This is a genomic window from Psychrobacter sp. AOP31-B2-9, from assembly GCF_052378005.1.
GTDB lineage: Bacteria > Pseudomonadota > Gammaproteobacteria > Pseudomonadales > Moraxellaceae > Psychrobacter.
In genome coordinates this window covers 16,716-41,616 of record NZ_JBQSXG010000013.1, presented here as the reverse complement: position 1 = coordinate 41,616, position 24,901 = coordinate 16,716, and the positions used below count along the sequence as shown (strand labels likewise).

At 40.8% G+C, this 24,901-nt stretch carries 21 protein-coding genes; 18 read left to right on the top strand and 3 right to left on the bottom strand.

Going from position 1 to position 24,901, the window contains the following annotated elements; genetic code table 11:
• Positions 1-25: 25 nt before the first annotated feature.
• The 13 genes from argC to ACT3SX_RS03045 all read left to right on the top strand — a co-directional run bounded on the left by argC (position 26) and on the right by ACT3SX_RS03045 (position 13,802).
• A complete protein-coding gene (argC, locus tag ACT3SX_RS03105) occupies positions 26-1,093 on the top strand; it encodes an N-acetyl-gamma-glutamyl-phosphate reductase (RefSeq protein WP_192518410.1) in 1,068 nt (355 codons plus the stop codon).
• A 231-nt stretch (positions 1,094-1,324) separates the two neighbouring features.
• The gene (locus tag ACT3SX_RS03100) at positions 1,325-1,747 is read left to right on the top strand and encodes a hypothetical protein (RefSeq protein WP_442069648.1); all 423 of its coding nucleotides are present in this window, start codon (positions 1,325-1,327) and stop codon (positions 1,745-1,747) included.
• Positions 1,748-1,822: 75 nt separating this feature from the next.
• Positions 1,823-2,230 (top strand): ATP-dependent Clp protease adaptor ClpS, encoded by a 408-nt coding sequence (locus ACT3SX_RS03095; protein WP_226945084.1) that lies wholly within the window; start codon positions 1,823-1,825, stop codon positions 2,228-2,230.
• Positions 2,231-2,961: 731 nt separating this feature from the next.
• Positions 2,962-5,499 carry an AAA family ATPase gene (locus tag ACT3SX_RS03090; protein WP_442063068.1) on the top strand — a complete coding sequence of 846 codons (2,538 nt, stop codon included), beginning with the start codon at positions 2,962-2,964 and terminating at the stop codon, positions 5,497-5,499.
• A 196-nt stretch (positions 5,500-5,695) separates the two neighbouring features.
• Complete coding sequence (locus ACT3SX_RS03085) at positions 5,696-6,433, top strand: uracil-DNA glycosylase (RefSeq protein WP_442063070.1); 738 nt, start codon at positions 5,696-5,698, stop codon at positions 6,431-6,433.
• An 18-nt stretch (positions 6,434-6,451) separates the two neighbouring features.
• The gene (gene tadA, locus ACT3SX_RS03080; protein ID WP_442063072.1) at positions 6,452-7,024 is read left to right on the top strand and encodes a tRNA adenosine(34) deaminase TadA; all 573 of its coding nucleotides are present in this window, start codon (positions 6,452-6,454) and stop codon (positions 7,022-7,024) included.
• Between the two features lie 168 nt (positions 7,025-7,192).
• A complete protein-coding gene (cmk, locus tag ACT3SX_RS03075) occupies positions 7,193-7,975 on the top strand; it encodes a (d)CMP kinase (RefSeq protein ID WP_442063077.1) in 783 nt (260 codons plus the stop codon).
• 301 nt (positions 7,976-8,276) lie between these two features.
• Complete coding sequence (gene rpsA / locus ACT3SX_RS03070) at positions 8,277-9,968, top strand: 30S ribosomal protein S1 (RefSeq protein WP_442069650.1); 1,692 nt, start codon at positions 8,277-8,279, stop codon at positions 9,966-9,968.
• A gap of 353 nt (positions 9,969-10,321) precedes the next feature.
• The gene (locus ACT3SX_RS03065) at positions 10,322-10,627 is read left to right on the top strand and encodes an integration host factor subunit beta (RefSeq protein WP_192518417.1); all 306 of its coding nucleotides are present in this window, start codon (positions 10,322-10,324) and stop codon (positions 10,625-10,627) included.
• A 107-nt stretch (positions 10,628-10,734) separates the two neighbouring features.
• A complete protein-coding gene (locus ACT3SX_RS03060; RefSeq protein ID WP_442063085.1) occupies positions 10,735-11,142 on the top strand; it encodes a lipopolysaccharide assembly protein LapA domain-containing protein in 408 nt (135 codons plus the stop codon).
• A gap of 65 nt (positions 11,143-11,207) precedes the next feature.
• The gene (pyrF, locus tag ACT3SX_RS03055; protein WP_442063088.1) at positions 11,208-11,906 is read left to right on the top strand and encodes an orotidine-5'-phosphate decarboxylase; all 699 of its coding nucleotides are present in this window, start codon (positions 11,208-11,210) and stop codon (positions 11,904-11,906) included.
• 125 nt (positions 11,907-12,031) lie between these two features.
• Positions 12,032-12,829 carry a metallophosphoesterase gene (locus ACT3SX_RS03050; protein ID WP_442063091.1) on the top strand — a complete coding sequence of 266 codons (798 nt, stop codon included), beginning with the start codon at positions 12,032-12,034 and terminating at the stop codon, positions 12,827-12,829.
• A gap of 136 nt (positions 12,830-12,965) precedes the next feature.
• The gene (locus ACT3SX_RS03045) at positions 12,966-13,802 is read left to right on the top strand and encodes a histidine phosphatase family protein (protein WP_442063093.1); all 837 of its coding nucleotides are present in this window, start codon (positions 12,966-12,968) and stop codon (positions 13,800-13,802) included.
• Positions 13,803-14,021: 219 nt separating this feature from the next.
• Here the strand turns inward: ACT3SX_RS03045 and rpsT are convergent, their stop codons facing one another.
• The gene (gene rpsT, locus ACT3SX_RS03040; protein WP_192518422.1) at positions 14,022-14,288 is read right to left on the bottom strand and encodes a 30S ribosomal protein S20; all 267 of its coding nucleotides are present in this window, start codon (positions 14,286-14,288) and stop codon (positions 14,022-14,024) included.
• A 539-nt stretch (positions 14,289-14,827) separates the two neighbouring features.
• Between rpsT and ACT3SX_RS03035 the strand changes: the two genes are divergently transcribed.
• From ACT3SX_RS03035 to ACT3SX_RS03015, 5 genes are all read left to right on the top strand, one after another.
• Positions 14,828-15,529 (top strand): NAD-dependent epimerase/dehydratase family protein, encoded by a 702-nt coding sequence (locus ACT3SX_RS03035; RefSeq protein WP_442062477.1) that lies wholly within the window; start codon positions 14,828-14,830, stop codon positions 15,527-15,529.
• A 78-nt stretch (positions 15,530-15,607) separates the two neighbouring features.
• Entirely contained in the window at positions 15,608-16,141 is a 534-nt protein-coding gene (gene rraA / locus ACT3SX_RS03030; RefSeq protein WP_442062483.1) for a ribonuclease E activity regulator RraA, read from the top strand.
• A gap of 133 nt (positions 16,142-16,274) precedes the next feature.
• Positions 16,275-19,922, top strand: coding sequence for a transcription-repair coupling factor (gene mfd / locus ACT3SX_RS03025; protein WP_442062474.1), 3,648 nt, complete (start codon positions 16,275-16,277; stop codon positions 19,920-19,922).
• A 123-nt stretch (positions 19,923-20,045) separates the two neighbouring features.
• Positions 20,046-20,477 carry an HIT domain-containing protein gene (locus ACT3SX_RS03020; RefSeq protein ID WP_192518425.1) on the top strand — a complete coding sequence of 144 codons (432 nt, stop codon included), beginning with the start codon at positions 20,046-20,048 and terminating at the stop codon, positions 20,475-20,477.
• Between the two features lie 368 nt (positions 20,478-20,845).
• The gene (locus ACT3SX_RS03015) at positions 20,846-22,267 is read left to right on the top strand and encodes an adenylate/guanylate cyclase domain-containing protein (protein ID WP_442062470.1); all 1,422 of its coding nucleotides are present in this window, start codon (positions 20,846-20,848) and stop codon (positions 22,265-22,267) included.
• 256 nt (positions 22,268-22,523) lie between these two features.
• Here ACT3SX_RS03015 and fdx read toward each other — a convergent pair whose 3' ends face one another.
• Positions 22,524-22,862, bottom strand: a complete 339-nt coding sequence (gene fdx / locus ACT3SX_RS03010) for an ISC system 2Fe-2S type ferredoxin (RefSeq protein ID WP_192518427.1) — start codon at positions 22,860-22,862, stop codon at positions 22,524-22,526.
• 111 nt (positions 22,863-22,973) lie between these two features.
• The gene (gene hscA / locus ACT3SX_RS03005; protein ID WP_442062467.1) at positions 22,974-24,854 is read right to left on the bottom strand and encodes a Fe-S protein assembly chaperone HscA; all 1,881 of its coding nucleotides are present in this window, start codon (positions 24,852-24,854) and stop codon (positions 22,974-22,976) included.
• Between the last annotated feature and the right edge of the window lie 47 nt (positions 24,855-24,901).

Sequence of the window (24,901 nt, the reverse complement as noted above, 5' to 3'; positions counted from 1 at the left end):
TAAGTAAAAGAAAAAAGGATATCTTATGATTTCAGCTGCGATTGTTGGTGGTACGGGCTATACAGGTATTGAGCTTATTCGCTTATTATCTGCCCATCCAAAAGTATCTATCGATTTGCTAACATCACGTAGTGAAGCGGGTACACGAGCTGATGAGATATTTCCAAGCTTACGTGGTATATCTGACATTGTATTTAGTGATTTAGGTGACAAGACTCTTGCTACGCTACAGCAGTGCGATGTGGTGTTTTTTGCGACGCCGCATGGCGTTGCTATGAAGCAAGCGGAAGCATTGACGCAAGCGGGTGTAAAGGTCATTGATTTGGCTGCTGATTTTCGGTTGCAATCATTGAACGACTTTGAGCACTGGTATAAACAGTCTCATGCTTGCCCTGAGTTGTTAAAGACTGCTGTTTATGGCTTACCTGAAGTCAATCGCGATAAGCTTGCTGATGCTTTGGTAGTAGGTAACCCTGGTTGTTATCCAACCACGGCTATTTTAGGTTTGAAGCCAATAATTGAAGCGCAAAATAAGCAAGCAGAAAGACTGGTTGAGTCTCGTATTGTCATTGATGCAAAGTCAGGCGTTTCAGGCGCAGGTCGTCAAGCAAAGCTTGCGCTTAACTATGCTGAGTCGACTGATAATTTTAAGGCTTATAGTGTCGAGGGGCATCGTCACCTGCCTGAGATTGAGCAGGGTGTTGCACAGTTATTAGACAGTCAATTTACCCATCGTATTCGTTTTTTACCGCATCTGGTGCCAATGATACGCGGTATGCTGAGTTCTATTCATCTAGAGCTTACTGATGCTGGTGCAGCTATTGATTGGCAGCAAGTTTTTGAGACGGTATACGCATCAGAGACATTCATTGATGTGATGCCAAAAGGTATTTATCCAGATACACGTAGCGTGCGTGCTAGTAACCGCTTACGCATTGCCGTGCATCAAGACAATGATCGTGCTGAGTTGACGGTTATCGTGGTGCAAGATAATTTGGTCAAAGGAGCCGCAGGTCAGGCGGTACAAAACATGAACGTGATGTTTGGCTTTGATGAGACAATGGGGCTGAATTTTGCTCCTATTGTTCCTTAATGTAGTTTGTCCTCGCCAAACGGCGCACATTCATGTTGCTAGGTATTGCCTATAAATTCCGTTATAATAAAAAGCCTTTATTATTAAGAGATACTGTTTAAATGCGTGCCAAGTCCGTATTACGTTTTTACTCACAGTTAGCACGTCTATTGTGCAAAAATTCTATTTGTCATAATGATGAGTGTGAACTCCTTTTTATTACAAATAAAAACAGCTTGATTAAAAGTGTGGGTGGTACTCAACAAGGTGCATGCTGAGACCTTAAGTGGTAAGGGTGGCATGCCATTACAGGTATTAGGCGCCAATATTAATCCATTGCCTGAAAATGCTTTTGAATACAAGTTCGATATTGGCATGCTGGCAAATGATGGCAGATCAAAACTTTTGACGCCAACGCTGATATTGCTTAATGATGATAACTTTGTAGAGGTGCCGCTGGATCATCCAGTTGATATGATAGAAGGTATTGTCCGTATTCGTGGCCGTTTTATCATGCCATCAAACTTTAAACCATTACAAGTTAAACTCAGTTTAGAAGCTGATGGACAAGAGGTAGAGCAGCTTTATGATTGGAAGAATGGTGCTCGAGTTAATAATATGCCGCTATCACTTTTAGAGTTACCAGAAGTCGATGATAGTCCAATCGAGCCGTAGCTGTATGCTTATTATCATGTCTGCTAATCTTTCTTATTTCTATTATAAACATACTTATTAATTTGCATTCTAATTATGATAAAACAAATGATATTACAGACCATGCCACTTGTTGCTGACTGGCACTTTCCCCATATGCCAGATGTTCGTGCGCAAGATGGTAATACAGACGATGATACCTCACCACAAGCGGATGTACTAGTAGCAGAGCCTGAAGTGGCTAAACCGCCCATGTATGCAGTTGTGATGTATAATGATAATTATACACCGATGGAATTCGTTGTTTATATTTTGCAGTCAGAATTTCGTCATAGCATGGATTCAGCCGTTGAGATTATGTTGACAATCCACAATAGCAGCAAAGGTATTGCAGGTATTTATCCAAAAGATATTGCTGAGACTAAAGCCAAAAAAGTAAATAGTTTGGCACATCGTGAAGGATATCCATTATTGACTCAGATAGAGCCACATCAAGGCGAATAGAAATATTTTTCAATGTTCAAAAAATGCTAGTATTTGCAACTTTCTCAAAGCTCTCAATTGTCATAACTATTATGAATAACTCGCTTTTATAGTGAGTTTGGTATATGTCCTACATCCCCACATATCGTATCCTTCATGATCAATTCAAAAAGTACACGCACCTATATCAAACACGTTTAGCTTGTACATCGTACGTATGCTCTTTTTTCCACTATGTTTTTTTGGATGTTATCAGCTGACTGCTTTAATAAACTCTAAGTAATGTTTTTACATCCTATCACCCTCTTTTATTATCCTCTCATTTTTTTATCTATGTCATTCTCTACATTTTTATCGCTATTGATGTATAGTCAAAAAAGTCTAAAATAGTTACAAGTCAGCTAAGTTCAGAGTGTGCCAGATAGTATATTTAGAGAGGGTAACGCTGTAGCCATTGCGTGGTTCTCTGACTATAGACTATGCTTTGATACATTTTAATCGATGTTAATAGATTGACTCTCGCTGAGTATCGTGTTGAGATAAAGAACAGCGAATATGCGTTATCAAAAACCTTAATTGATGATAGGTAGGCAATACCGTTATTTATATAGTGTTTTACCAATGCCATTTGGTAAGATGTCTTAATAATACAAACATTACCCTTGAACAATCCATCTATCGCCCTGATTTACTTACTAACTCATTTATAAAGCTATCAATTATAAAGATAGGTATAACCGTAGGAAGTTGTTATGTTAAGTCGTCATCTTGAAGTTTCTTTGCGTTTAGCAATGACACTTGCGCGTCAAAAATCGCATGAGTATCTTACTGTTGAACACTTACTACTGGCATTGTTAGAAAATACACATGCTGCTAATACATTGACTGCTTGCAATGCAAATGTCTCAACGCTGCGTACTGAGCTAGAAGCTTATATTAATAAGCACACGCCAACGATAGATGCAGATACAGAGCAGTCACCACAGCCAACCCAAAGTTTTGATCGTATCCTGCAGCGTGCTATTTTTCATGTGCAATCTATCGGTGGTGGACGTTTGGTAGAAGGTTCGGATATTTTGGTGTCTATGTTCTCAGAGCATGATACGTATGCTGTTTATTTGCTCAAAAAGCAAGGCATCAGTCGCCTTGAGCTGACTCAATACTTGTCACATGGTCAAGATAAAGAAGAGCCATCTGAGCCGCGTGCTTCGATGACTGGTGAGCGCCGTAATGCCTCAGAGAAGACTAGCAAAGACCCATTGGTTGAATTCGCGACCAATTTAAATCAACGTGCTGCGGAAGGTAAAACAGATCCATTGATTGGACGCACCTCTGAGATTGAGCGCGCTGCGCAAGTATTGTGTCGTCGCCGCAAAAATAATCCGTTGTTAGTCGGTGAGCCTGGTGTTGGTAAAACTTCTATCGCAGAAGGCTTGGCATGGTTGATTATCAACGATAAAGCACCGAAGCCACTTAATGGTTGTGTGATTTACAGTCTGGATATTGGTTCATTAATTGCAGGCACTAAATATCGTGGTGATTTTGAAAAACGCATGAAATCACTGTTAGATGCACTAAAGAAAAAGCCCAATGCTATTTTGTTTATCGATGAGATTCACATGATTATTGGCGCAGGGTCGTCAATGAGCAGCAATATGGACGTGTCTAACTTAATCAAGCCAGCACTGGCTAACGGTGAGTTGCGCTGTATTGGTTCGACTACATTTACTGAGTATCGTCAAGTATTTGAAAAAGACCATGCGCTTTCTCGTCGTTTCCAAAAAATTGATGTAAAAGAGCCTAGCGTTGATGACAGTATCGATATTTTACGTGGCCTAAAACCACGTTATGAAGAGTTTCATAATGTTGAATATACTGATGAAGCCTTGATTACAGCCGTGCAGCTATCTGACAAACATATTCACGAGCGTTTTTTACCAGATAAAGCCATTGATGTGATCGATGAAGCGGGTGCATATAAGCGTTTAGGTGTGATTCCTGATGCCAATGATATCGATGTAGAAGAAAGCTTTATTGCGGATATAGAGCAAGACTTTGATGCGCAAATTGACGCTGATGAAGAAGGTCTGAATGAAGAGATCGATAGTGAAATACAGGACCAACCAAATACTGCAAAAGTTGATGATCATCTCCAATCAACTAGTGAAGCAAAAGCGGCTAAGACCAAAAAGAAACCACCAATGAAAATCGATGTGGCGGATATTGAGGCTATCGTGGCCAAGCTGGCACGTATTCCACCAAAGTCTGTATCTAGTGATGATAAGAGTGTTCTCAAGCACTTGGACCGTGACCTTAAGCATCTTGTATTCGGTCAGGATGAAGCAATTGAAACCTTAGCAGATGCCATAAAACTGTCTCGTGCGGGTCTAAAAGCACCAGATAAGCCGATTGGATCATTTATGTTTGCCGGTCCAACTGGGGTTGGTAAAACGGAAGTCTCTCGTCAGTTAGCCAATTTACTTGGTGTCGAGTTGGTGCGTTTTGATATGTCAGAGTATATGGAAGCGCATACCGCTTCACGTCTGATTGGTGCACCTCCAGGTTATGTTGGTTACGACCAAGGTGGTCTGCTTACCGAAAAAATCAACCAGCATCCACATTGTGTGTTGTTGCTTGACGAAATTGAAAAGGCGCATCCTGATGTCTTTAACTTGTTACTACAGGTTATGGATCATGGAACATTGACAGATAATAATGGTCGTGTTGCCGTCTTTAAACAGGTTATCGTTATCATGACCACTAACGTTGGTGCTGACAGCATTAGTCGCTCGTCTATGGGCTTTACTGAACAAGACCACAGTCGTGACAATACAGAATCTCTAAAGCGTGTCTTTACCCCTGAATTCCGCAATCGTCTGGACGCTATTATCCAGTTCAATCCATTGGATACTTCAGTAGTGGTTTCAGTGGTTGATAAGTTCTTGGTTGAGCTACAAGTACAACTTGATGATAAGCAAGTGACATTAGAGATTGATGATGACGTGCGCACTTATCTGGCAGATAAAGGCTATGATCGTCTGATGGGTGCTCGTCCAATGCAGCGTCTGATACAGGATGAGATCAAAAAACCTCTAGCAAGTATGATTTTGTTTGGTGATTTGGTCAATGGCGGCGTGGTGCACTTAACCTTAGAACCTAATGATATTAACGAAACACAGAGCGATACGGTTAAGCTTGGTAAGTCTATAGATAAAGGCACCGAAAACAGTCGCATCACTTTGACGGTGGTTGAGACTCACGAGCCATATTCTGAGTCAGTAGCAAGCTGATTATTGTCTTAGCAATATATTATAAATATTAAACAAGTACGATAAGAACGGTTACCATGTTGTTGCGGTAGCCGTTTTTTTTATTGCTATAATTCACAATAGAGCCAATCTAATATTGATTGTCATATGTATTGATTTTCACATGAGCCATAAGGTACATAGATAAAAGGTTATAACAAATAAAAAAGGATATATGATGGAACTGTTTGATGAGCAAGCAACCAAAACCCCAGAGCAAAAACAAGCAATTTTAGATAATGTTCGATTGCCAATAGATTGGAAGACTGCGTTAGCAGAGGAATTAACGTCTGAAAATATGGATAAGCTGCGAGCATTTCTAAAAAAAGCTTATCAGTCAGAGGATAGTGTTTACCCGCCTGCACCACTAATGTTTAATGCTTTTAATTTGACACCTTTATCTAGTGTTAAGGTCGTGATACTAGGACAAGATCCTTATCATCGCCCAGGACAAGCCATGGGACTGTCATTTTCAGTACCTAAAGCGATTCCTAAGCCACCATCACTAAATAATGTGCTGAAAGAGATGGCCAGTGACATTGGTATTGGTGCGTCTGTACATGGTGATTTAACTTACTGGGCACAGCAAGGCGTATTGCTACTTAACAGTTCGCTGACGGTAAAAGAAGGTGAGCCAAATAGCCATCAAAATCAGGGCTGGGAGCAGTTTACTGATGCAGTGATTGATGTGGTCAATGAACAAACAGAACACACTGTATTTATATTATGGGGTAGTAAAGCACAGAAAAAAGGTAAGTATATTAATACTGACAAACATCTCATTTTAACAGCTGTGCATCCGTCACCACTTGCTGCTAACCGTGGTGGTTTTTTTGGTTCTAAACCATTTTCTAAGACCAATGATTACCTAGTGCAGTATGGTCAAACGCCAATAGATTGGCAACTGCCACAGTAAATGATAAGTATTAAGCATATGAATTTAGATACCTATTCGTTAGTTGATAACCTTACTAATAATACTCTGCCAACCGAACATCAGATAAAAACCAGTATATTTTGGTCTATTGAAGATGCTAAATGGATGCACAAAGCCCTTCAGCTTGCTAAGCAAGGTGCTGAATGCGGAGAGGTGCCAGTAGGTGCGATTTTGGTGCATGATGATGAGATTATTGGACAAGGATTCAATGAGCCGATCGGTCGTCATGATTCGACGGCACACGCTGAAATCATCGCTTTACGAGATGCTTGTACGAGTTTACAGAATTACCGCTTGCCATTACAGACAACACTCTATGTTACCTTAGAACCTTGCACAATGTGTATTGGGGCACTGATTCACGCGCGTGTTGATAGGTTGGTATACGCAGCGAGTGAACCACGGGCAGGTATGGTAGGTAGTCAGATGGATTTATCCATACAGCCTTTTTATAATCATAATATTCGAGTACATAGTGGACTGTGTAGTAAGCATAGTAGTCAGATGCTTAAAGCCTTTTTTCGCGAACGTCGAAAATTAGCAAAAAGCAAAGAGAAAACAAGTAATTAACAAGATAAGTGTCTTGCTGCTAGTGATGCTATGGTTTCTTTGCTATAATATTGCCCTATTTGTTAATGTGATTATATATTTACTATCAAGTATTTGATAAACAAGTAAATATTGATCCATCACTAACAGTAAGCTGTATAAGTATTGTCTATTATTTAAGTGAGCATTATGACCGTTTCTACATCTGATAATTCTACACTTAATGAGGTCAGCCCTGACAATAATACTGACCAAGCGCAATCACTACGTTACCCAGTCATCTGTATTGATGGACCGAGTGGTGCAGGTAAAGGTACAGTCACATGGCGTTTAGCCCAAGCATTGAATTATCAGCTGCTCGACTCAGGTGCTTTATACCGTATTGTAGGACTTAAAGCATTCGAAGCGGGATTAATTGCAGCAGATGCCAGTCAAGCCATCGATGAGGCAGCTGTATTAAAACTGACGCAGAGCTTAGAAATTGCATTTTTACCTAATAACCAGTCAGGGCGTATCGATATTCTTGTCAATGGTGAGGCTGTTGGTGAGCAAGTGCGTAATGAAACCGTTGGCGGTTATGCATCACAAATAGCTATATTTCCAAAAGTTCGCGAGGCATTGCTAAAATTACAACAGGATATGGCAACTCGCTCAGGACTGGTAGCGGATGGTCGTGATATGGGAACCGTTGTGTTTCCAGATGCTGATGTCAAAGTGTTCTTGACAGCGAGTGCTGAAGCGCGTGCGGAACGCCGTGTGGCACAGCTAAAAAATGCGGGGCAAGCGGCAGATTTTGACGCAATCTTAACCACGATTAAAGCCCGTGATGATCGTGATGAAAATCGTACAACGGCACCATCAAAGCCTGCAGCAGATGCCTTACTATTAGACAGCTCAGCATTAGATGCTGATACGGTTTATGAGCAAGTTAAGCAACACTGTCAGATTAAAGGTATATTTTTTAATAGTTAATAAAAACAATATATTAAGCATTAAAAGCTTTGCTATCAGGTTGGGTTTTGGTATAAAATCGTACCTGCGAAAATTGATAGGGTTTAGGTAGCTTGAAAAAGATAGAGTTTGGCACTGTAAATATAAGTCTTTTAATGTAAGACTGTTGTTGTTAATGAGTTTGTCCTATAATGCGCTTATTAACAACAAACGTTTTTATATATGATTGCATGAGATATAAAACCAGTATTCTCGTTTTATGCAATCATAAATTTGATCCGTACTGTGCTGGACAGGATACGGCTATACAAAGGTAGACATAATGGAATCATTTGCTGAACTATTTGAAGCGAGCATCGAAGAAACAGGTCTGGATATTGAGCGTGGCTCGGTTATCACCGGTACTGTTGTAGCCATCGATAGCGACTGGATCACTGTTGATACTGGTCTGAAATCTGAAGGTATTGTCGCTCGTGAAGAGTTTTTAAGCGAAGAAGGCGAACTTGAAGTTGAAGTTGGCGATAGCGTTGATGTCGTGGTTGAAGCAGTTGATAATGGCATGGGTCAAACCTTGCTATCACGTGAAAAAGCCAAACGTGTTGAAACTTGGAACTTCCTTGAAAAAATTGCTGATAATGATGAAATCGTAAAAGGTATCATTTCAAGCAAAGTTAAAGGCGGTTTCACTGTAGATATCGGTTCAGTACGCGCATTCTTACCAGGTTCATTGGTAGATGTACGTCCTATCCGTGATACGACGCATCTTGAAGGCAAAGAGCTAGAATTCAAAGTTATCAAACTTGATCAAAAACGTAACAACGTTGTAGTTAGCCGTCGTGCAGTTATGGAAGCTGAAAATTCAGCTGAGCGCGAAGAGCTATTGAACAAGCTTGAAGAAGGCATCGAAATCGAAGGTATCGTTAAGAACCTTACTGATTACGGCGCATTCGTTGATCTTGGCGGTATTGATGGTCTATTGCACATCACTGATATGGCATGGCGCCGTATTAAGCACCCATCAGAAGTTGTTGAAGTCGGTCAAGACCTAAAAGTTAAAGTATTGAAGTTTGACCGTGAGCGCAATCGCGTTAGCCTAGGTCTAAAACAACTTGGTACTGATCCTTGGGATAACGTTGGCGGAACTTATCCAGTAGGTAGTGTTGTTAAAGCACGCGTAACAAACCTAACTGATTATGGTTGTTTTGCTGAGATTTCTGAAGGTATTGAAGGTCTAGTACACGTATCAGAAATGGATCATACCAACAAAAACATCCACCCATCAAAAGTTGTTCAAGTGGGCGATGAAGTTGAAGTAATGATTCTTGATATCGATGAAGAACGTCGTCGTATCAGCCTAGGTATCAAACAAACTCTTGCTAACCCATGGGATGAGTTTGATAAGAAACATGAGCGCGGTGACAAAATCACTGGTACGATCAAATCAATCACTGACTTCGGTATCTTTATCGGTCTAGACGGTGGTATTGATGGTCTTGTTCATCTATCTGATATCTCTTGGAACGAAACTGGCGAAGACGCTATCCGTAACTACAATAAAGGCGACACCGTTGAAGCAATGGTATTGTCAGTAGATGCAGAAGCTAACCGTATCAGCCTAGGCGTGAAGCAGTTAAGCTCTGATCCATTCAACGAATACCTAGTCAACAATGACCGTGGTGCTATCGTTAATGGTAAAGTAAAAGAAGTAGATGCTAAAGGTGCTACTATCGAACTTGCTGACGAAGTAGAAGCTTATCTACGTGCCTCTGAGATCCAACGTGACCGCGTTGAAGATGCAACTAAGCATCTAACTGTTGGTGATGACGTTGAAGCTAAAATTATCAGTGTTGATCGTAAAACACGCAACATCAACTTGTCTATCAAAGCGAAAGACGAAGCTGAAGAGCGTCAAGCGATTAAAGAACTAAGCAGCACAAGCACTACTGCTGCTGCTCCAGGAACTGACGCACAACCAAAAACTATTGGTGACTTGATCAAAGAGCAAATGCAGTAAGCTGCTAAGCTATTGATACAGAAGTAATAAAAAAAGCGACTCCGGTCGCTTTTTTTTATGAATAACGTTTAATATTACGATTGATTAGTAAGATTTTTGCCTAATATGGACAAACTCTTATTTTCATTTATCGTGATATCCGTTATCATTTGCAGCATTGAGTAACAAGATGTGAGTGGCCACTTATTTAAATCGATAGTAGTGTATGGATAGTCCAGTTTTTATTCTGTTCATATTTCATAAATGTATAAGGTAAGACTCGATATCTCAGAACGTCACTATTGAGCTGACAAATGAATCATTTTTTTGACTCACAATCATTTTATCCATTAATCAACAAGGCAAGCGTAATAATGCAGCAAGCAATTAACAAGTCTGAATTTATTAGTAATTTGAGTGCGAACTGTGACAATATGGCTGATACCGTGGTCGATGATGCAGTGCGTGAAATATTAAATTTGATGACCCATACTCTAGCCAATGATGGTCGAGTAGAGGTTCGAGGGTTTGGCAGTTTTTGTCTACATCATCGTCGTGCCCGTCTAGGACGTAACCCTAAGACAGGAGAGAGCGTGCCAGTACCTGCTAAAGCTATTCCACACTTTAAGCCTGGTAAAGCACTACGTGAAGCAGTTAATGATACTGTTGCAAACGGTTAATACTAATCATTGAGCAAAGCATTTTCTAAGAAATGCTTTGCTCTGTGCTTTTTTTGAAATTGTATCCTAAAAGTATAAATAACACACCAAATTGAGGTAACTGTCTCATGCGTTTTATATTATTTGTATTACTGTTTTTGAGCTTTGCTTATTCACTTGGTTTGGTGTTAACAAACAATACTGAAGTCGGTGTAAATCTATTATTTTCGCAAGCACCTACGATGAATTTAGGGTTACTACTGATACTTTGTTTGATGCTTGGTATTGTGATTGGTATTCTATTGGCATTGCTTATCTTCCGTGTGTTACAGAACAAATGGGAGATTTCTCGTTTGCATAAACTCAATAAGAATCTGAAAGAGCAAGTCGAACAAGCTAATATCGTGATTGATCGTCAAGCAAACGCGGCCACGCTAGATGAGTCTGGTTATGACTTTGCGACAACGAATACAGACGATATCATGGTCAATGATTTAGATGAAGGGTCTACGCTTGCTAAATCTAAGCGTGATTAACGATAAACAAGAAGTTTGCGGCTAAACTATTTACACTTCTTTCAGAACTCTGATATGGCAAAACTATGAATGATATAACTAAGTCTCCAGTCATCGTTGCTCTAGATAATATGACCATGGAGGCGTCTTTAGCACTGGCTGATCAATTAGATCCAGCATTGTGTCGCCTGAAAGTCGGCAAAGAGCTATTTACTCGTTGTGGTCCTGAGATTGTTAAATCACTACATCAGCGAAATTTTGATGTGTTTTTAGACTTGAAATTTCATGATATTCCCAATACTACTGCACAAGCCGTTTTGGCAGCGGCTGAGCTTGGCGTATGGATGGTAAACGTCCATGCCAGTGCAGGCCTTAAAGCCATGTCACTCGCAAAACAGCGGTTGCTAGATGGTGGCTACGAGACATTACTGATAGCAGTGACTGTTTTGACCTCTATGGATAACGAAGCATTGATGCAAACAGGCATTACTGATGGCTTAGATGCACAAGTGAGTCGATTGGCACAACTGACTAAGCAAGCTGGGCTTGATGGTGTGGTTTGCTCAGCACAAGAAGCCAAGGCCCTTAAAGTCTTATGTGGAGCAGACTTCAAACTAATAACTCCTGGTATTCGTTTGCTAGAAGACAATGCGGATGATCAAAAACGCATTTGCACACCGAAACAAGCATTAACGGATGGTTCAGACTATCTTGTTATTGGACGCTCCATCACTAAAGCAGAAAATCCTGCTGCTAAGTTGCAGTTGATACTTAAAGGCATCTGACGGTGAATAGCACAAAGTAACTCCAAGATATAAAAAAAGACAGCCTAACTCGCTGTCTTTTTACTTTTTGTTGGTAAGTAAAAAGGTGCTAAACTATTTGTGTTTACTTGATGATATTGGCATATATGAAATTACAAATTTTGAGTGACTTACATATTGACAGCTATGCTCGTCAGTCACATCCGATAGGACATATTCCTAAAACGAACGCAGATGTAGTATTAGTGGCAGGAGATACAGCAAACAGCGATAGCGGTATGCCATGGCTGCAAGAACAAGCTGCACGCTTACAAGTACCACTCATTACTATTACGGGCAATCACGAGTACTTTGGTGAAGATGTTCTGAGTTTTGATAAAAAAATAGCAACATGGGATAACTATGACGAAGTTTTAGCTCAAGGCCTGCGCGTACTGCAGTGTCAGTATGTTGATATTGGGGATGTCAGGATCTTAGGCTGTACTCTCTGGACCGATTACCAGTATCAAGCCAATGAAGATACCATGGTAGCAGTTAAGAAATTTATGCGTGATTACACCCAAATTTATGCAGGTGGCGCATTTTTTTCCCCTGAAATCTCCATGCAATTACATGCAAAACAACGTCAGTGGTTAAAACAGTCGCTCATAACTGCACAGCAATTGGGCAAAAGAGCAGTGGTAATGAGTCACCATAGTATCAGTCCTTTGTCTGTGTCTGAAAAATATGCGTCCTTACCCAGTAATGCGGCTTTTGTTAGTGATTTCTCGGCATGGATGCAAGAGCCATGGGCGCCTGAATTATGGGTGCATGGCCACACACACGAGGCTTTTGACTACCAGATTGATAAAACACGGGTCGTTGTTAATCCTCGTGCTTATCCAAACGAGGTGAGTAGTACGGCATTAGAGTTTGCATGGGATAGAGTCATTGATATCCATTAGCGTATGTTTATAAGGTGCTAGTTTGTAATTAAGTAATTAGGTGAAGACACAGCTTAGATATCATCTAAGCTATGGATATTACAATTGTACGGATATTTTGTTCATTACTACCAAAAAATCTGCTACGCTTGCTACCATGAGCCAAAATACGAATAGCACACTCTCGCAACTCCCCGCTGAAAAGCTTATGAGTCACACTCGTAATGCGCCAGCGCCTTCGCACCTGCCTGACAGTATGATTCCCTCAGTCAGCTTATTGCCTGATAACAAGCGTTTGATTCTCTTTACTAGACACTCTCTACGTGAGCGTTCGGATGGTAATGGTTTTGCCAGTTATCAGTTACCACTGACGCCGAAAGGTCGTGTATTAGCAAAGTCTTGGGGACGTTGGTTAGGAGGGAATCTACCATACTCACTCGATGTCGATAGTATCTCAAGCCCGATTGGTCGCTGCGTTGATACTGCTGAGTTGATGCAAGAAGGGGCTGGTTTAAAACGTGACATTTCGCACCAGTCATTATTGGTAGAGCCTGGTAGTTTAGTTACAGAGCCTGACATTGCCAATCCCATATTTAAAGAAGTGGGTGTGCTGAACTTTATTAATCGATTCTTAAAAGGCAATCTAGAAGGTACTAAAAATGCTTATCAAGGTGGTCTTGATATTTTGTCACTGTTTTATCAGAATCAACCACAGCACGGGCATTTAATGCTTGCGGTCAGTCATGATACCTTACTGTCTGCATTTTTAGCGGTGATGTTCGATGTCATTGAAATTGATTGGAATGATTGGCCAAAGATGATGGAAGGGGTGTTCTTATGGTTTGATGACAAACCTTTTGAGCAAGCAAGTGCCCATTTTGTTTGGCGCGGTGTGCTCTATACTCGTCCAATTCACACTCTATTAGAAGGCTACTGTGCAGCAGGACATCACCCAAGCAAATTGCTATTACCACCAGAAGCAAAATGGGAGTGATTTCTCTTTATAACACCAATTCCAAACAGTACGATTAGCGGCTTCACACTTGTTTAGTTGACAATGTGTAGTACTTGTTTGCCTTACAACCGTTTTCTCTACAACTCTAATGTTGTGAATGGTATCAGTTTTTAGACACGCATAAAAAAACCTCATCACTAGGATAAGGTCTTTTTTATTACGCTATTACAGCGTGATAGGGTCTAAACGTGACAAATCTTAAGCTTGTAAGCTTTTGATTGTTTTGTTTAGGCGGCTCTTACGACGAGCAGCTTTATTCTTATGAATAATACCTTTGTCAGCCATACGATCAAGAACTGGTACCGCTTTTTTGTAAGCTTCGGTAGCCGCATCATAATCTTTAGCTGTGATAGCCGCATCAACACGTTTTAAGTAAGTACGAACCATAGAGCGTTGTGACGCAGAGTTCTGACGACGTTTGGTGTTTTGACGGGCGCGTTTACGAGCTTGTGCAGTATTAGCCACGCGTATCTCCTTGATAAAGACAGATAAAATATGAATGTTGGGTGTAAAAAAGTTTAACAATCACCGGTGACGAGCAGCCTCTCGTCAAACATGATATCGATGTCTAATATTAAAGTATCTAATATTAATAGTGCATCGCAATCGCCATAACTGTTTGGAATAATTAAACAGCGTTGACGTGTAAAGCCGGTTATCTTATCAAATTATTGCGCTTAGAACAATAAGTTTGATGATTAATAGTAAAAGAAGTTATGCTAGCATATGGATTATCGGTTTCTCTAGTGGCTATTAGGGTTCTGTAGCACATTTAGGCCTAAAAATATTAAGGTGGACTCGTAATTCCCGGCGGTTGATAACAACTTTTACAATATATTTTATAGAATACCGTCAGTTATGTATTAATTTAGGTATGATACTAAGGCAAGTCCTCACTCTGAGTATTACTTTTAAAATGGGGGCACCGCTTAAAGTGATGGACTTATAAAATACAAGATTTATCATCACTATAAAATTTTTAACACTATATAAATGGATAGGGTATGCAGCGAAAAGCAATTGTAATTGGTGCAACAGGGCTGGTAGGGCAGTATCTGGTTAAGCAACTTAGTGAGCTTTATGACACGTTAATTGTGATTGCAAGGCGTCCACCACGCTATATCAATGCCCGTATGCGTTTTTATCAGGTAAACGATTTTGACAACTTAACTGAAATATTTGCAAGCGTTGGTGCCGATCGTAAGACTGATGCGTTTAGTTGTCTTGGTACTACCAAAAAAGAGGCTGGTAGTGATGAAGCTTTTAGAAAAGTTGACCATGATTATAATGTGAGATTTGCTCAATTGTGCCAAGATAAAGGGGTTGAAAACTTCTTTTTATTGTCCTCCATGAATGCTGATATTCGCAGTCGTTTTTTATACAATCGAGTCAAAGCTGAGACTGAACAGTCTATTATATCATTGGGTTTTACACAGCTCGTAATTTTCCGTCCTTCATTGCTGCTCGGTAAGCATAAAGGTCGGCCACTTGAAAGTATTGGTCAAAAGGCTTTCAGGCTAATATCACCTCTTGTTTCAGAATCATTGTCACTACATCCTATTTCCGCTAAACGTGTTGCTAGTGCAATAGTAATGAGCGCGCATGATATCTACGAACGTAGTAAGTATCGTACTGGCCCTACGATCAAAACGACTGATATTATCGAAAATAAACAGATGCTTGCGATGACTAGCGTTAATAAATAGCCTAAGTAAAAAATGAAGTAAATATTTAAAAGTAGCACTGAATTACAAATAACAAGGAGTGTAACCATGCCAAACATGATGCCAGAATCACAAACAGTGAATAAAGGTAATTTTGTGACATGTGATTTATTAGACGCCAACCCTAAGTCGCAGGTCTGCTTGCCAAATATTGAAGGCAAGTCATTTTATAGTTTTGGTGGCAAGGACAAATTTTGCGGTGAAATTGTGACTGTTAAATGCTTTGAAGATAACAGTCGCGTGAAATCATTGTTAAATAGTGATGGCAGAGATAAAGATGGCAATGGCAAAATATTGGTCGTCGATGGTGGAGGTTCGATGCGCTGTGCACTGTTAGGTGACATGATTGCGCAGGCGGCAATCGATAACGGCTGGGCAGGTGTCATTGTATATGGCTGTGTGCGCGATGTGGATGATATGGCGGATATGGCTATTGGGATAAAAGCACTCGGTTGTATCCCGCGTAAATCGAACCGTCGTGACGAAGGGCAGACTGATATTGAAATTAGCTTTGGCGATTTAACCTTAACTTCAGGCATGTTTGTTTATGCAGACAATAACGGCATCATCGCTAGCGATAGGCCGTTAATTTAGAAAAAATATCTTTTATCATGAGTCTTAATGATGCGTAAAATGTGAAGTGACAAACCGTTACGGCATAAGTTTTGGTAATTGCGCAAATATTCGTATAATAGCTATCTGACTCTTAAATTTGATCCTATCCTTTATGCCTATCACTGCTTTGACTGACGCGTTTGACCCGATTAACCAGCAGCTATTTCCTATCCAAAATGCCCAGCGCCGTTGGTTAGCGCCTGTGCATGGAGCCGTCAGTAGTTTATGGCTGGCAAGTTTGATGCAGGCATCGATAGGGGATGTTGCTGACCGACTAAAAGTCGTGGTGACGCGAGACCAAAATCAGCTCAATCAGATAGAGACTGAGTTGGCATTTTGCGGGGTAGATGCTTATGTGTTTCCTGATTGGGAGACACTGACTTATGATGAGTTGTCACCACATCAAGACATTGTCAGTGAGCGCATCAATCTATTAACCGATATGCCAACATCGGGCGTATTACTGATATCAGTACAAGCGCTGATGCACCGAGTTGCGCCGCCTAGCTGGTTGATTGGTCAACATTTTGATTTGAGCGTGGGAGATCAGTTTGATATCAGTACCCAGCGTGGATTATTGGCAAAGGCAGGCTACCGAGCTGTTGAGAATGTTTTTGAGCCGGGTGAGTTTGCTGTGCGCGGTAGTATTATTGATATCTTTGCCATGGGTCAGCCGTTTCCGTTGCGTCTTGATTTATTCGATGATGAGATTGAGACGATTCGATTTTTTAACCCGCAGACTCAGCGTACATTAACCGTCGATGACCTCAAGTCAATGATGAGTGGTAATGATAGTAATATAGGTAAAGAGTCGCTATCACTACTACATAAATTGCCAGACATCTCAAAACCCATTCAGCAATTCCAAATATTACCCGCAAAAGAGTTCCCGCTCGATGAAGGGCGTGAGACTTTTCGTACCAATTTTGCCGCGATGTTCCCTAATAGCAGTAGTCGTAAGTTTGAACTACACAAAGATGTGATGGCAGGTATTGCTAGTAGTGGACTTGAATACTATCAACCATTGTTTTTTGACATAAAAGAGTGGGAAGCTGAAAGCAGCTTATTCTCTTATTTACCAAACGATGCCTTGTTTATCACCGATGAGTTGATAACTGAAAAACAAGCAGATTATTGGTCACAAATCCAGCGCCGCTATGAAGAGCGTCGCCATGATATTGATAAGCCAATCGTCGCTCCTGAGTTACTATACTTGTTATCCAATACCCTTAATGAGCAGCTTAATCACTACCCCCGTGTCATTTTAAGTGCTCGTGACGAGGTTGTGACGAATAAACAACAAGGTGTGGTCACCCTAACCGCCCAAGAACCGCCGCAGCTAGCAGTGAATCATCAAAAAGCTGAGCCGCTTACTGAGCTGTTAGATTTCTTAGAGAGACAAGCACAAACGGCAACGCCAGTATTGATTGTTGCCGAAACAGCTGGTCGTCGTGAGATTCTAACTGAGCTGTTCAAAGGTAAAATCGATATTAAAGCCTATGATAGCTTTGAAGCTTTTCTAGTAGCAGACAAAACGAGTGGTACTGGTCATAAAAAATTACCACAGGTTGGTCTAACCGTTGCGCCTATTGAACGTGGGGTTTATGTCCCTGAGCGCCTAGTACTGATTAGTGAAACGCAACTATTTGGTCGTCAGGTACTGCAAACCCGGCGCCGTCGTCAAAGCGGCGTGTCAGAAGAGTTTCTAGTAAAGAGTGTTACCGAGATAACAGAAGGCAGTCCTGTTGTTCATATTGAACACGGCGTTGGGCGTTATAATGGCTTGATTACGTTAGATGTGGGTGATGGCGATCAAGAATTTATTCACCTAAAGTATGACGATGATGCCAGTATTTATGTGCCAGTGGCTAACTTGCAAATGATTAGCCGTTATAGTGGCGGCGATCCAGCACTTGCACCGCTGCATAAGATTGGTAGTGGTAAATGGGACAAAGCTAAGCAAAAAGCATTGGAGCAAATTCATGATGTAGCAGCTGAATTGCTTAATATGCAAGCAAGGCGCGAAGCCAAAGTGGGTATTCATTTTAAAATAGATGCTTCACAATATGATCTATTTGCCAGTCAGTTTGCGTTTGAAGAAACACCTGACCAAGCAAATGCTATCCATGCAGTGATCGAAGACATGAGGCAAAATCAACCGATGGACCGTCTTATCTGCGGCGATGTTGGTTTCGGTAAAACAGAAGTTGCTATGCGCGCCGCTTTTATTGCGGTGAGTGCAGGCTATCAAGTGGCTGTATTGGTGCCGACTACATTGCTGGCAGGTCAACATGAAGACAATTTCCGTGATCGCTTTGCGGACTGGCCAATACGTATCGAAACACTATCACGATTTGGTGGCAAAAAGCATCAAGATACGGTTTTAGCGGATTTAGCAGAGGGTAAAGTTGATATCGTTATTGGTACCCATAAGTTATTGCAACCTGATGTAAAATTTTCTAATTTAGGTCTCATGATTGTCGATGAAGAACATCGCTTTGGTGTGCGTCATAAAGAGCGTATTAAGGCCATTCAGACCGATGTGGATAGCTTGTCTATGACGGCAACTCCTATCCCTAGAACGCTTAATATGGCGTTGTCAGGCATGCGTGATATGTCGATTATCGCAACACCACCAGCACGCCGTCTGGCGATTAAAACCTTTGTCATGCAAAAGACAGAAGCCTTGATGAAAGAAGCTATCTTGCGTGAGTTGTTGCGCGGTGGACAGGTTTATCTATTACATAATGATGTAGCGAGCATTGAGCGCATGGCAGAGACCATTCGTGAGTTGGTCCCTGAAGCACGAGTAGGTGTTGCACATGGACAGATGCAAGAGCGTCAACTTGAACAAGTGATGCAGCAGTTCTATCACAAAAAATTTAATGTGCTGGTATGCTCGACCATTATCGAAACGGGTATTGATGTGCCCAACTCTAATACCATTATTATTGAGCGTGCTGATAAATTTGGTCTGGCTCAGTTGCATCAGCTACGTGGCCGTGTTGGTCGTAGTCATCACCAGGCTTATTGTTATTTACTTGTGCCTTCTATTAAAGGTCTAAAAGGCGATGCCAAGCGTCGATTACATGCGATTGAACGTGCCAACACATTGGGCGCAGGGTTTATGCTGGCAAGTGAGGATTTAGAGATTCGCGGGGCAGGTGAAATACTGGGCAAGCAGCAAAGTGGAAATATGCAAGTGATTGGCTTTAGCTTATATATGGATATGCTGGAGCGTGCGACAAAGGCGATAAAAGCAGGCAAAGAGCCAGATTTGAGTACGCCATTATCACTCACTAGTGAAATAAATTTACACAGCTCTGCACTGATACCAGAAGAATACTTACATGATGTGCATCAACGTTTGTTATTTTATAAACGCATCAGTAATGCCGATGATAAAGAGGCGCTGACGGATATTCGGACTGAAATGATTGACCGTTTTGGTATGCTACCAGATCAAACCAAGCAACTGTTCGCTATTCATGGCCTACGTTTACAAGCAGAACCACTGAAAATTAATAAAATTGATGCGAATAGCAATAGCATGACACTAGAATTTGCGCCTGATACGCCCGTTGATGCCTTAGCCATCATTAAATTAATTCAGACAGATGGTCAGCAATATCGAATGAACGGTGCGTCTGGCATTCGTTATCAACATGCCGATAAACTCGAAACACCACAACAGCGTGTGACAGTGATTCAAGAATTATTACGCTATTTTAGCGAGCATATAGTGGGAGAGCCTGTCTAGTTATGTATGTGCGTAACAGTATGCGAGTGATGGCGCTATTTTATCGGATAGATAACTGATAAAATAGAAAGATTAAATCTTTCTACGCTTTTATTTAAGCTTCATAACAAGAGAACCGTTATTATGTTCCAACTTCATCATAAACTTGCTGCTGACAGTTTTTTAGTAGGTGATTTTCCATTATCAACTTGTCGTCTGATCAATGATTGTCAGTTTCCTTGGTTGATATTGGTCCCCCGTGTATCGGGTATCAAAGAACTGTATGAACTAACTGAAGCAGACCAAGCGCAATTTTTACGTGAGTCGAGCTGGTTGTCAAGCCAACTTGCCAAGACTTTTCAAGCAGATAAGATGAATGTGGCAGCATTGGGTAATCAAGTGCCGCAGCTACATTTTCATCATATCGTTCGCTATCAAAATGATATGCAATGGCCCAATCCTGTATGGGGTGTTCCCGCTGTTCCTTATACTAAAGAAGTATTGGCGCAGATGCAGCAGACGCTTATGATGGCACTACGTGGCCACCACCAAATGCCGTTTGATTGGCAAATGTAGTTCAGTTATTTCTTAAATGAGGGTCTTTCCAATTACACAGACCCTTTTAGTGCGTCACTGAATATTTATTATCATTTAAGTATAAAAAAGCTAGATATTTATTATCTGGCTTTTCTATTGTCAGTATAGATAATGAATATTATAATTTTATTAATATGACTTTTAAGGCAAGATGAGTGACAAGTGGTAGGCTTTTAGCTATCAATGACATAGTTTTTATCATATTTGAAAAGTATAATAATACGTTGACTAAGTGTTTTTACATCCAAATAACTATAAAGGTGAGTCCTGCATTTCCATTATCTCTCGATTATCCTCATGCCTTCTCGGCTTTCTGATCGTCTGTTCTTCTTAAGCGAATATTTAATATGCCTTTTCTAGATACGCCAACACCGAATCGTCCATTAAAAAATAAAGTGGCCTATCGATTTGACTATCCAGAAGTCTTCGTTTTGATAATGACTGTTGTGTTTCTTGCTTGGCATTTTGATTTCAGAGCCACGGCAATGGCATTGGTTGTTGTTGTTGTCCTGCCTAGTTTACTGATTTTGATTTACAACTACCGTCGCCAAGCCAGCTTTTGGACGTCTAATATTGTTATTATTTTATTGTCTTCAGTTATTGGGTCGATACAGTTTTGTGCAGTAATATCTATTAGCTTAATTGCACTAATAATCTTACGTATTATTCTCAGTGGCCGTGAAAACCGATTTAAGCTGATAATTATAGCGATAGCTGCCATCATCATTTTTTATTATGTCAGCGTGACATTGAATGGTACAGGTGTAGACTGTAAAGAAGGCTGGTTGTCGCCTTTGGTCTTATTGGCGAGTATGGTTGTTATTCTATGGCAGTTCAGGCATATTTATCAAGGATATATTGATTATGAAGTACGTGCTAATCAGGCAACTGGACGATCGACTACGATGGTTTCAGTCATTAATAAGCTAACACGTTTTATTCCACCGCAGATTTGGGAGCCGATTGTACAGTCTGATGTTCCCGTGGCTGTCTCTAATAAACGTGCTAAGCTGACTATTATGTTCTCAGATATCGTTGGTTTTACGGAATTGTCTGACAGTCTGAGTTCTGATAATTTGGCTGATATTTTAAATACTTATATGCATTGTATGACTATGATTGCCAATAAGCATGGAGCAGTGCTTGATAAGTTCATTGGTGATGGTATGGTATGCTTTTTTGGTGAGCCTAATAGCCAAGGTGCGCGGCAAGATGCCTTGGACTGTATTGCCATGGCGATAGACATGCGTCGTGAAATGCGAACGTTAAGACAGAAGTGGCGTCTGATGGGTTTTGAGGGTTTGTATATACGTATGGGTATTACCACAGGGTATTGCCATGTGGGTAATTTTGGTAGTAACAACCGACTTAGTTACACATTGATTGGTAAGGAAGCCAATTTGGCAGCAAGATTAGAGTCGAGTGCTGGGAAAGATGAGATATTAATCAGCGAAAGTACGTACGATTATATTTGTCATAATTATGAGTGTCAGCATGCAGGTGCATTTCAGCTAAAAGGATTTGATAGTAAAGTACATGCATGGCGAGTGTTTGATCCTGATATTAATAAAGTTCATCTGTCAAAATGGGTTGATTACACACTACCTGGATTTAACTTACATTTAAATTTCAAAGACATGGATTATAACGATTATCAAGATATTAGAGCACGGTTAAACTTTGCATTGGAGCGTGTCGAACAAGAGAAAGAAAAAGCGGTCACTGATAGTATCGCAGAGAGTCAACGCAGTGACAGTAATCGTAATTAGATTTCTAGAAATAGTAGCCAAAGCCAAAAACATTATTTAAGTAGCTGATACGTAAGTAATACCATTCACAAAAATTAGAGTAGCAAGGAAAAAGAGTGCAAGTACTACACATTGTAGGCTAAGCGATTTTGACACAGATAATCGTATTCTTGTGAATGGTATAAGTAGTCTTTCAAACGAAGTACAAAAAAGCCAACTACCATTATGATAGTTGGCTTTTTAATCTGATAATAAAGAAATGCTTACTAATTCATGCCTAATGGTTTTCTTTAGCGTGGTTTAGCGTATATTTAGGTACTTCGATGGTTAAGTCTTCATCATCGAGTATCACCTGACAAGATAAGCGTGAATCAGGCTCTAATCCCCAAGCACGATCTAACAAATCCGCTTCGATATCATCCATCTCTTCTAGACTATTAAAGCCTTTACGTACGACCACATGACAGGTTGTGCAGGCTTTTGACATCTCACAGGCATGTTCAATTTTAATGCCTTTTTCTACCAATGCTTTGCACAGGTTGCTCCCTGCCTCTAGCTCGACTTCGGCGCCGTCAGGGCAAATTTCGTGATGGGGTAGTACAGTAATTTTTGGCATAAATCGTCTTTCCGAGGCTAATCAATTTAAAGAAATAAAAAGTGTAATAGGCGTGTTTGGTATCATTGAGCAGCTATATTTTTAAATATATGTATTACTGAGCGCATCTGGCTACCAATCTTGGGCACTAGTACCAGCCATGCTGGTTTTAACGCTTTGATTCATGATACGGGATGCAAAATTATCACTATGGGGCTTAAGTTGTACTTGTTGAGCTTCAATAACAGCTAGATCATCAGTGCCTAGCGCTGTTTTTAACATTTGTATTTGCTCAGATAATACGTTTTGTTCTTCAGGAGATAGTAATGCTGCAAACTCGTGAAGTGCAGACTCTAGCGCAAGTACTTCGCGTTCAGCTTCTACTTTGGTCTCAATTAAAGAGCGTGCATTTTTATCTTCTTCGGCATACTTAAAGCCAGCAATCAATAACTGCTCTTTCTGTTCGTCTGATAAACCATAAGAAGGTACAATCTCAATTTTACTTTCTGTTTTGGTTGTCGTTTCTTGTGCACTGACAGTTAGCTGACCATTTGCATCAATACTAAAAGTGACTTCAATACGAGCAAATCCAGCTTTCATTGTTGGAATACCATACAGCTCAAATCGGCCAAGTGAGCGGCAATTATCTACGGTTTCGCGCTCGCCCTGTACTATATGAATCACCATACCTGTCTGACCATCTTGATACGTGGTAAATACTTGACGTTTTTTAACAGGAATAGGGGTATTGCGGGGTATCAGTACTTCCACTAGGCCACCCATGGTTTCAAGACCAAGCGAGAGAGGTGTCACGTCTAACAACAGTAGGTTGTTGTCACCATCGCCATTAACCAATTGGTGTGCAGTTTGTGCGGCGCCTAGGGCGACTACTTCATCTGGATTAAGACGGCATAAGGGCTGTTTGGCAAAAAAATCAGTTACGACTTGCTGAATAGCGGGCATACGAGTAGAGCCGCCAACTAAAATAACTTCATCCAAATCAGTATTAGAGAGTTTGGCATCACGCAGTACTTGCTCGCAAACGCTTAACGTACGGCGGCTAACAGGCTCTATAATAGTCAGTAAATCTACACGGCTCAATACACCTTGATAAGACTGACTATTGACTGTGATGTCGATATCGACTTGTTCACTATCCGTCAGTGCCTGTTTATAAGCTTTGGCTTGTTGCGCCAATATTGACTTATCATGAAGACTTACCTTTTTAGGGTCGATATTCAATTGCTTAATAAGCCAGTTGGTTATGAGACGATCGATATCATCACCGCCTAATGCACTGTTACCACCAGTGGCCAATACTTCAAAGACACCATCTGTCAATTTTAAGATAGAAACATCAAACGTACCGCCACCCAAATCGTAAATTAAATAATAGCTTTCTTTTTCGCTTGCTTCTGCAGATTGATCAAGACCATAAGCAACGGCAGCAGCGGTGGGTTCGTTTAATAAACGTAAAACTTTGATGCCAGCTGCTTGAGCTGCATCTTTAGTCGCTTGACGTTGGGCTTCATCAAAGTAAGCAGGTACGGTAATAACAGCACCTTCGATACTATCTGCAGGCAATGCACTCGCTGCACGTTGTTCAAGAGTGGCTAATATATGAGCTGATACTTCAACAGGAGATACTTCGCCTTGAGCAGTCACAAATGTAGGCATATCATCCGTGCTGCCACTTAACTCATAAGGATGAGAAAATTTGATGTCAGCTTGGCTACGACCCATAAAGCGTTTAGCCGAGACGATTGTATTTTTTGGATCATCTGCTAAATGGGCTAGGGCATCATAGCCAACTAATGGCTTACCTGTGCTTGGATAGTAGACAACAGATGGTAATAATGTATCTGTTGCTACGCCTGCCTCTAAGACTTGTGCCTTACCTGAACGTACCACAGCGACCAATGATCGTGTGGTACCAAGATCGATACCTATACCAAAACGATGCTGGTGAGGTTGGGCGCTTTGATTGGGTTCAGCAATTTGCAATAAAGACATAAAATAACTCAGAGATAAAATGAATAAGTGAAATGGAGTCAGTGCAG

Bases quoted from the DNA above. Each gene is read 5' to 3' on its own strand.
- argC (WP_192518410.1), top strand. From the start codon at position 26: ATGATTTCAGCTGCGATTGTTGGTGGTACGGGCTATACAGGTATTGAG.
- ACT3SX_RS03095 (WP_226945084.1), top strand. From the start codon at position 1,823: ATGATAAAACAAATGATATTACAGACCATGCCACTTGTTGCTGACTGG.
- ACT3SX_RS03090 (WP_442063068.1), top strand. From the start codon at position 2,962: ATGTTAAGTCGTCATCTTGAAGTTTCTTTGCGTTTAGCAATGACACTT.
- ACT3SX_RS03085 (WP_442063070.1), top strand. From the start codon at position 5,696: ATGGAACTGTTTGATGAGCAAGCAACCAAAACCCCAGAGCAAAAACAA.
- tadA (WP_442063072.1), top strand. From the start codon at position 6,452: ATGAATTTAGATACCTATTCGTTAGTTGATAACCTTACTAATAATACT.
- cmk (WP_442063077.1), top strand. From the start codon at position 7,193: ATGACCGTTTCTACATCTGATAATTCTACACTTAATGAGGTCAGCCCT.
- rpsA (WP_442069650.1), top strand. From the start codon at position 8,277: ATGGAATCATTTGCTGAACTATTTGAAGCGAGCATCGAAGAAACAGGT.
- ACT3SX_RS03065 (WP_192518417.1), top strand. From the start codon at position 10,322: ATGCAGCAAGCAATTAACAAGTCTGAATTTATTAGTAATTTGAGTGCG.
- ACT3SX_RS03060 (WP_442063085.1), top strand. From the start codon at position 10,735: ATGCGTTTTATATTATTTGTATTACTGTTTTTGAGCTTTGCTTATTCA.
- pyrF (WP_442063088.1), top strand. From the start codon at position 11,208: ATGAATGATATAACTAAGTCTCCAGTCATCGTTGCTCTAGATAATATG.
- ACT3SX_RS03050 (WP_442063091.1), top strand. From the start codon at position 12,032: ATGAAATTACAAATTTTGAGTGACTTACATATTGACAGCTATGCTCGT.
- ACT3SX_RS03045 (WP_442063093.1), top strand. From the start codon at position 12,966: ATGAGCCAAAATACGAATAGCACACTCTCGCAACTCCCCGCTGAAAAG.
- ACT3SX_RS03035 (WP_442062477.1), top strand. From the start codon at position 14,828: ATGCAGCGAAAAGCAATTGTAATTGGTGCAACAGGGCTGGTAGGGCAG.
- rraA (WP_442062483.1), top strand. From the start codon at position 15,608: ATGCCAGAATCACAAACAGTGAATAAAGGTAATTTTGTGACATGTGAT.
- mfd (WP_442062474.1), top strand. From the start codon at position 16,275: ATGCCTATCACTGCTTTGACTGACGCGTTTGACCCGATTAACCAGCAG.
- ACT3SX_RS03020 (WP_192518425.1), top strand. From the start codon at position 20,046: ATGTTCCAACTTCATCATAAACTTGCTGCTGACAGTTTTTTAGTAGGT.
- ACT3SX_RS03015 (WP_442062470.1), top strand. From the start codon at position 20,846: ATGCCTTTTCTAGATACGCCAACACCGAATCGTCCATTAAAAAATAAA.
- fdx (WP_192518427.1), bottom strand. From the start codon at position 22,862: ATGCCAAAAATTACTGTACTACCCCATCACGAAATTTGCCCTGACGGC.
- hscA (WP_442062467.1), bottom strand. From the start codon at position 24,854: ATGTCTTTATTGCAAATTGCTGAACCCAATCAAAGCGCCCAACCTCAC.